Raw genomic sequence first — 7,835 nt, 5'->3', positions numbered from 1 at the left:
TTCGAGACCATCGAAAATGCCTGCGCGCAGCGCATCCCATAGCTGGGAAGTTGCGATCTCGCCTGCCGGTCCCCGGACATATTGAGGGGTACCACCGCTGCGGACATCTACCCCCCGTCGCACAAGATCGGGGGCCGGCGCTGGCTGACCCGACGCGGCTCCCATCGCGGCAATCACTCCACCATCACGGACGCTTGACACGCCAAGCGCGAAGGTCGCCCGGCCGACCAAATCATAGACGACATCGACACCGTCAGGTGCGATCGCACGGATCTTGGCGGCGATATCTGGCTCGCCAGCGCGGAGGGCATGGGTGGCACCGGCCGCGACCTTGTCGAACTTATCCGGCGATCCGGCGACGCCGATCACGGTTGCGCCCAGCGACTTTGCCCAGCGAGACAGGATAGCGCCCACGCTTCCCGATGCCCCAAGTACCAGCACCGTGTCGGCGGATTTGAGATCGTGGAGACCACGCATCCCCATCCAGGCCGTCCCACCCTTCGCCAGGAAGGTCGCCGCAGTCTCGTTCGAGATATCGGCGGGCAGCCGGATGAGCGGCGCGGGCGGAATAATCCTCTCGGTGGCATATGCGCCTTCCGAAAAGAAGTAAGCGACCCGGTCGCCGACCGACAGCCCCTCGACGCCGGATCCGACCTCGGTGATCGTCCCGGCCGCTTCAAAACCGGGGACCGCCGGCAAAGCCATCGGATACTGGCCTTTTCGTATCATCGTATCGACGAAGTTGAGGCCGATCGCGTCTTGAATGAGCCTGACCTCGCCGGCACGTGGCGCGCGCAGGTCTTTCTCGATGACTTGCAAGACCGACGGGCCGCCGGTCGACTGCATTTGAATAAATCTTGTCACGATATTGTCTCCGGGTTTGAGATGGCGCGCGGCGCTTCCGATCGCAGACGGATGGAGCGCAGCGATGTTCAGTCGAACTTGCCGAGGTTGAGAGCGGGCAGCGGGCCGCCCGGGAACTGAACCAGCTGGCTGCCGACCGCAAGCGCGCCGAGATCGATCCCGAAGAAGCCGATGCGATCAATGATGGCGGCGACCTCCGCCTTCGCTCTCATATCGTTGCCCGAATAAAACAGGACGCGCCTGCCGCCTTCCGATTGGGGGTCGCCCGACAGTTGCTTTGGCGTCAGGTGGTTGAACGCCTTGACGACGCGCGCGCCTGGCACAAGGGCGGTGAAAATATCCGTAGAGGTGCGGCCGCCAAGGTCCGCCGGCCTGTAAAGCGGCGCTTCGATGGAGTTGTTGGCGTCGATTACGATCCTGTCGTCGAAGTTGAAACCGGCGAGCGCGCCAGGTATCTTTGACCACGGGACTGCCACGAGAACGATGTCTTGCGCCGCGGCCTCTTGGACGCTTCCAGCCCGGATTGTGCTGCCAAGCTTTGAAACAAGCGCAGTGAGGCTCTCCGGTCCACGGCTGTTTGCGATCACGGCTTCGATTCCTGCCTTGCCGAGCGCCGTGGCAAATGCGCCCCCTATATTGCCGGCTCCGATAATTCCAACGGTCATGATCCAGTCCTTTACGGTGCGGTGAGAATTGTATCCGCGACGGTCGGTTTTCCCGCTGCATCCTTGGCCTGATGCGGTTGGCGTCGCAGAAAACCGGTGCTGCTGTTGACTGGAATATGGCTGGCAAATACACGCAGCATAAGTCATAGATGAATTGTTTTAGTTTCAATCAATGTTTGAAGGTTGCTTATTATGGAGACGCTGGCAAACCTAGAAGCGTTCGTTCGAAGCGCGGAAGCGAGCAGCTTTTCCGGGGCTGCTCGGCGTCTCTCGATCACACCGGCCGCAGTCAGCCGGAACGTTGCGATGCTGGAACGGAACCTCGGCATACGGCTGTTTCACCGCTCGACGCGGAAGTTGACCTTGACCGAGGCGGGGGAGTCCTTTCTGGCAAGCATCGGCGACAGCCTGAACCACCTTCAGGGGGCAATCGACGGGGCATCACAAACGAAGGGTGAGCCTGTCGGCGTTCTGAAGCTCAGCATGAGTTTAACGTTCGCTATGGGATACGTTCTACCCGCACTGCCCGACTTTCTGGCCCGTTATCCGGGCGTCAGACCCGACTGGCATTTCGACAGCCGCAAGGTCGATCTTATCGCCGAGGGTTTCGACGCCGCGATCGGCGGTGGTTTCGAACTCAATCCGGGCATCGTTTCCACGACGCTCGCACCGGTTCACGTTATCGCGGTCGCATCGCCTGGCTATTTCGCTGGACGTCGCCGGCCGACTAGCCCCGCTGATCTGGCCGATCATGCCGGAATACTGATGCGGTCCTCGAATTCGGGCCGGATTAGGCAATGGATAATGCGCGACGCCCAAGGGCGCGAAGAGCGCGCGCTGCTCAACGAAACGATCGTGATGAGCGACGCCGCGCCCATGGCGCAGGCGGCGATCGCGGGGCTGGGCATAGCATTGCTGGCCGTACCCGATGTGCTGCAGCATATGGAAAGTGGTGCGCTCGAACGTATCCTTCCGAAGTGGTATGCCGATGCCGGATCTATCTCGCTGTACTATTCAGCCCGCGTGCTCCAACCGCTGAAAACCCGCGCTTTCATTGACTTCTACACTGAATATTTCCGTAGTGAGCGTCTTAGCGCCCGATTTGCAGGCAGCCTCAGATAGCGTCCACGCGTCCTTGTCATATTCTGGCCAGGATCGTTCGCCTTTCCAGGCAAAAGAGCCGCAATCCTCGACCATTGCACATCGTTCAACTCATATCGCTTCGCAGCCATTCTCAGACACCATGCCAACAAAACACGGTGTCCTATGAATCAGCCATCAGGTGATTAGCGAATCCTGAATGTCGCTTGGTCCTAGTCGATCGGTTGCACTTCTTCACGCATCTTTGGGTTCCTCGTTGCGCAACACTGGGTTCTCGAACCCCTATCTTGATCGAGGCCGGTCCGATCCGAGATGATTGGCGATGATGCCGAGGTGGCGCCGATCGCGGCGAACTCGGTCCCAAGTTACGAGAAGGACCAGAATTATGCTGCAGAGATCGATTGACCGCGTCACAAGCATACCTCCACTCGGCCCGGGCTTCGACGGCGAGCGGCACAAGGCCGCATTGGTGATCGCGCCCGGCGACCTTGCCTCGACCGATCCGTTCTTCCTGATGGCCGACGACAACATCACACTGGAGGGACGTTTCGGCGATGCACATCCCCATGCCGGCCTCGAAAGCGTAACCTTCATGCTCAAAGGCACGATGGAGGATACCGGCGGCCGGCTGGAGGAAGGCGATGTGGAGTGGATGACCGCGGGCAGCGGCATCGTCCACTCGGAGAATGCGGTGGTCTCGACGGGGATGCGTCTGTTCCAGCTCTGGCTGATCCTGCCGGAAGCGCAGCGCAACATGCCCCCCCGGGTGCAGGTCCTGCGCCGTGTCGATATGCCGGTGCACGCTGAGCCGGGGGTCACGGCGACGGTCTACAGCGGCCAGCTTGGGGATACAGCGGCACCGACCTTGAACGCGGTGCCTGTCACGTTGATCGACATCCATCTGGAAGCTGGAGTCGCCTTCGCGCCGCAACTGCCGGCTTCCTACAACGCTTTCGTCGTGACGATCGACGGCGAGGTGAAGGCCGGCGCCACCGGCGCGCCGCTCGCCACGGGTTCGGTAGGCTGGACGTCGCCCATGGGCGATGGCGTGAGTTCGCTCACGCTGCGCGCAGGCGATCGCGGCGCGCGGGTCCTGCTGTATGCCGGGCAGCCGCAGAGCATCGACGTCGTCGCGCAAGGACCGTTCATCGCGGGGTCTCGGGACGAACTCGCAGGCTACTACGCCGCCTATCGCCACGGGAAATTTCCGCACGCCGGCACGATGCGACCGGTCGCCCACGCGTGAAGATCGTTGTCCGGCAACATCCGAGGGAAATGGTTATGGCCAGAAAAGTCGAAATGCAGTCGATCGGCACGCCCGCCGTCCTCAAGATCGTCGAGACGGACGTCGGATCACCCGGGACGGGTCAGGTACGACTTGTCCAGGATGCTATCGGCATCAACTATGTCGACGTGATGGTGCGCACGGGGCACTTCCCGATGCGCCTGCCCGCCACGCCGGGCTTCGAGGCGGCGGGCGTGATCGACGCTGTCGGACCGGGCGTGAAGGGGTTCGAACGGGGCGACCGCGCCGCTTATTTCTTCGTCGAGGGGGCCTATGCCACCGCGTCACTGAAACCCGCAGAGAATCTGGTTCGGCTGCCCCATGACATCTCCAACGAGGTCGCGGCAACGTTCCTGGCGAAGGGCCTGACCGCGTGGATGGGGTTGTATGCGCTGCACCGGATCACCGCCGGCGAAGTCATCCTCGTGCTCGGCGCATCGGGCAGTGTCGGTTCAATTCTTTCGCGTTGGGCACGAGCGCTCGGCGCGACGGTGATCGGCGTGGCCGGGACGGATGAGAAGCTCGCCAAAGTCGAGGCGGGCGCGACCCACGCGTTCCTCGCAAGCGACCCGGAGCTGTCCACCAAGATCCGCGCGATCGCGCAGGCCGGTGTCGATGTGGTCTATGACTTTGTCGGGAAAGCGACCTTTCCAGTGGTCGTTGCCGCCGTGCGCGATGGCGGCGTGATCGCGGCGATCGGCGCTGCGTCGGGGCAGCCTACGGCAGCGACCGATCAGATCGCGTCGCGCGGCATCCAGATCCGTGCCGGCGGAACCCCGCAGTATGTGCATGGCGGAACCGTCGCGGGCGCTACGGAACAGCTCTGGGATGCCGTTCGGGGAGATCTTTTCAGCGACCTCGAAGCCGTCCGCTATCGCTTCGACCAGATCGGTGCAGCGCACGCCGACATGGAGAGCCGGCGACTGACGGGTCTTCCCGTCTTGACCGTCTGACGGGCAGCGCCATGCTTGTCGCTGATAACACATTCGAATATATATCCACATGATGGATTTGCACGGCATCGACCTAAACTTGCTCGTGGCGCTCGACGCGTTGATCGCCGAGCGAAACGTCACGCGTGCCGGCCAACGTATCGGACGCACGCAACCAGCAATGAGCGCCGCCCTCAGTCGTCTGCGGGGATTGCTGCGGGACGAATTGTTCGTCAGGGGACCCAACGGCCTCCAGCCCACGCCACGCGCGCTGGAATTGGCGGAGCCGATCTCGCTGGCACTGCGCAACATTCAGCAAACGCTGGAATTCACCCAAGAGTTCGATCCATCTGCTGCGGCGATGACGTTCTCGCTGGGGCTCTCGGGGCATACCGAAAGCGTGGTTCTTCCGCCTCTGATCCGGATCCTCGCCGACCGGGCGCCGTTCGTTGACCTTCGGGTTCGCGACTATGGGAGCCGGGACGAGGCCACGCGCATGCTGGACGCCGGCGAGGTTGACATGGCGGTCGGAATTCCGCCGGTCGAGACCGGCCGAATCCTGAGCGCCCGTTTGTTTCAGGATCGCTTCGTGTGCATCCTGCGCAGAGACCATCCTGCGGCAAACCAGCCGTTCGACATGGAACAGTTTCTGGCAATGCCACACATCCTGGTCTCGCCGGAGAACGAAGGGCTGGACGTGGCCGACGCCGCGCTCGCCACCAAGGGCCTGAAGCGCCGGGTCGCAGTCACGGTTCAGCATATGGCGAGCGCGCCGGAACTCGTCGCCGCTTCCAACATGGTGGCAACCGTTCTCGAGAGCGTCGTCAGGCGATCGGGTTGTTCGGAGCAGCTCACGGTGCGGGACTTTCCGCTGCGGCTGAATCCCGTTCCGTTCGTCCTGAACTGGCATCGCCGCAATGACGCGCATCCGGCACAGCGCTGGCTCCGCAGCTGCCTTACCGGCGCCTTCCCGCACGTGTGGCAAGGCTCTGAACAGGTCTGCGCCGACCTCCGACTGCAATATTACTGAGGCAGGCCTCACGGCTAGTCATCCATGCGATGGATGATGATGCATATCACATATCGATTTCAAGATATCGATCCCGCCCGTTTAAATGCCCGGCGACAGCGCCAATGAGCGCTCGAATATCAATGCGGGAGCATAATCATGACAGACAGGAAGTTTCGTGTCGGGATCATCGGCGCGGATACGCAGGCGAGCTGGGCTGGCGCATCACACGTCCCGGCGCTTGCGGCGCAGCCATCGCTGGTGCTGGCAGGCGTGGCTACACGCCGGGAAGATAGCGCGAGGGCTGCGGCCGAGGCGTTCGGCGCCGAACGTTGGTACGCCGATCCCTATGAGCTCATTCGCGACGACGGCATCGACGTCGTAACCGTCGCCGTGAAGGTTCCGGCGCACTATGACCTGGTAATGGCAGCGCTGAAAGCGGGCAAGGCGGTCTATTCAGAGTCACCGCTCGGATCGACCTTAGCGGAAACCGAGGCAATGGCAGCCGCGTCCAAGTCGCTTCATACCGCGATCGGATTGCAGGGCCGCCACAATCCGGCTGTGCGCCGCGCCGCGGAGCTGGTCACGTCCGGCAAGCTTGGGCGTCTTCTGTCGGCCCGCGTCGACGCGACGACGTTCGGTTACGGGCCCCAGACGACGAGCAATTATGACTATTTCAACAAGGCCGCGTCGGGCGCGAGTTTCATGACGATCACGAGCGCCCATGTCCTCGACGTGATCGAAGCGGTTTTGGGCAACATCACCGAGGTCGACGCTCGCGTCGCGCTCCTCTGGCCGGAGATCGAGGTCGTCGATACCAGGGAGATTTCGGCCCGCGAGATCCCGGACCATCTCGACCTGATCGCCAAGACAGCGAGCGGAGCGCCGGTGTCGGTCCAGGTGCTCGCCGGCGTTCCGGCCGGAGACGCACGCTTCACTTTCGAGATTCGGGGAAGCGAGGGGCGGCTGACCCTGACCGGCAATCACCTCGCCGGCGCACAGGTCGGCGATCTCAGCCTCACGGCGACCGTCGCATTCACACCACCCGACGCACCGATCGCGACAGGTGTCGGCCCGACCGCCGCGGACTTCTGGGCAGGCGCTGCGATCAACGTCGGGGAAGTCTACGCCTCGCTCGCGCGTGACCTGATCGCAGGCACTTACAAGACGCCGGGATTCGATCACGCGCTTCGCAACAGCCGCTTGGTTGCTGCGGTGGAGCGCGCAGCCCGAACGGGCGAGCGGCAGCGCGATCTCGGCTGACCTGATCATTAAACGGGACCCGGCGTCACGTTCTACGCGCCGGGCCATCAAGACAAGGAGATGTGGTATGCGATTGCGCAAGCTTGGCAGCAGCGGACTGTTCGTGTCCGAGCTCTGCTTCGGTGCGATGACCTTCGGTGGATCGGACGGTCTGTGGGGACAGGTCGGAAAACTGGGGCAGGACGATGCGGATACGCTGATCGGCGCCGCGCTGGATGGGGGCGTCAACCTCTTCGATACGGCCAACATCTATGCGCATGGCCGAAGCGAGGAGATCCTGGGTCGATCACTCAAAAATTTGGGTGTGGCGCGGGACGATGTGGTTGTTGCGACGAAGGTGGCGTCGTCCATGGGCGATGGACCGAACCGAGGCGGCGCGTCTCGGCTTCACATCCTGAGCGAGTGCCGCGCCAGTCTGCGCCGGTTGGGGCTCGACCATATCGATCTCTACCAGATTCATGCCTTCGACCCGGCGACCCCGATGGAGGAAACGCTGGAGGCGCTCGACACCCTGGTTCGTGCAGGCGATGTCCGCTACATCGGGCTTTCAAACTGGGCCGCCTGGCAGATCATGAAGGCGATCGGCATTACGCGCGCGCGAAATCTGGCGCCGATCACCTCGCTGCAGGCTTATTACACGCTCGTCGGCCGGGACGTGGAGCGCGAGATCGTGCCACTCCTCGCCTCCGAGCAGGTGGGTTTGATGGTATGGAGCC

Annotated in this window: 8 protein-coding genes; 6 read left to right on the top strand and 2 right to left on the bottom strand. The window is 62.7% G+C overall.

What is annotated here, in order from left to right; all coding sequences use genetic code 11:
- Both C9413_RS24085 and C9413_RS24080 read right to left on the bottom strand, forming a co-directional pair.
- On the bottom strand, window positions 1–864 hold an 864-nt coding region (locus tag C9413_RS24085), incomplete at its 3' end, for a zinc-binding dehydrogenase (protein ID WP_348648794.1).
- Window positions 865–932: 68 nt separating this feature from the next.
- Window positions 933–1,529 (bottom strand): NADPH-dependent F420 reductase, encoded by a 597-nt coding sequence (locus tag C9413_RS24080; RefSeq protein WP_210263598.1) that lies wholly within the window; start codon window positions 1,527–1,529, stop codon window positions 933–935.
- 192 nt (window positions 1,530–1,721) lie between these two features.
- Here C9413_RS24080 and C9413_RS24075 point away from each other — a divergent pair, with 192 nt between their 5' ends.
- The 6 genes from C9413_RS24075 to C9413_RS24050 all read left to right on the top strand — a co-directional run.
- Window positions 1,722–2,651, top strand: a complete 930-nt coding sequence (locus C9413_RS24075) for a LysR family transcriptional regulator (RefSeq protein ID WP_040115099.1) — start codon at window positions 1,722–1,724, stop codon at window positions 2,649–2,651.
- A 364-nt stretch (window positions 2,652–3,015) separates the two neighbouring features.
- A complete protein-coding gene (locus C9413_RS24070; protein ID WP_040115098.1) occupies window positions 3,016–3,876 on the top strand; it encodes a pirin family protein in 861 nt (286 codons plus the stop codon).
- Between the two features lie 35 nt (window positions 3,877–3,911).
- Window positions 3,912–4,868 (top strand): zinc-binding dehydrogenase, encoded by a 957-nt coding sequence (locus C9413_RS24065; protein ID WP_040115097.1) that lies wholly within the window; start codon window positions 3,912–3,914, stop codon window positions 4,866–4,868.
- Window positions 4,869–4,917: 49 nt separating this feature from the next.
- On the top strand, window positions 4,918–5,877 hold the full coding sequence (locus C9413_RS24060) for a LysR family transcriptional regulator (protein WP_040115095.1): 960 nt from the start codon (window positions 4,918–4,920) through the stop codon (window positions 5,875–5,877).
- 138 nt (window positions 5,878–6,015) lie between these two features.
- Window positions 6,016–7,119 carry a Gfo/Idh/MocA family oxidoreductase gene (locus C9413_RS24055; RefSeq protein WP_040115093.1) on the top strand — a complete coding sequence of 368 codons (1,104 nt, stop codon included), beginning with the start codon at window positions 6,016–6,018 and terminating at the stop codon, window positions 7,117–7,119.
- Between the two features lie 67 nt (window positions 7,120–7,186).
- Window positions 7,187–7,835 (top strand): aldo/keto reductase (locus C9413_RS24050; RefSeq protein WP_170250992.1); only part of this gene is annotated, 649 nt, incomplete at its 3' end.

The sequence above is a fragment of the Rhizobium sp. SEMIA 4085 genome, assembly GCF_013004495.1.
Lineage (GTDB): Bacteria > Pseudomonadota > Alphaproteobacteria > Rhizobiales > Rhizobiaceae > Rhizobium > Rhizobium gallicum.
Note: the sequence above shows the minus strand (reverse complement) of the source record. Positions and strands in the feature narration are given on the sequence as shown.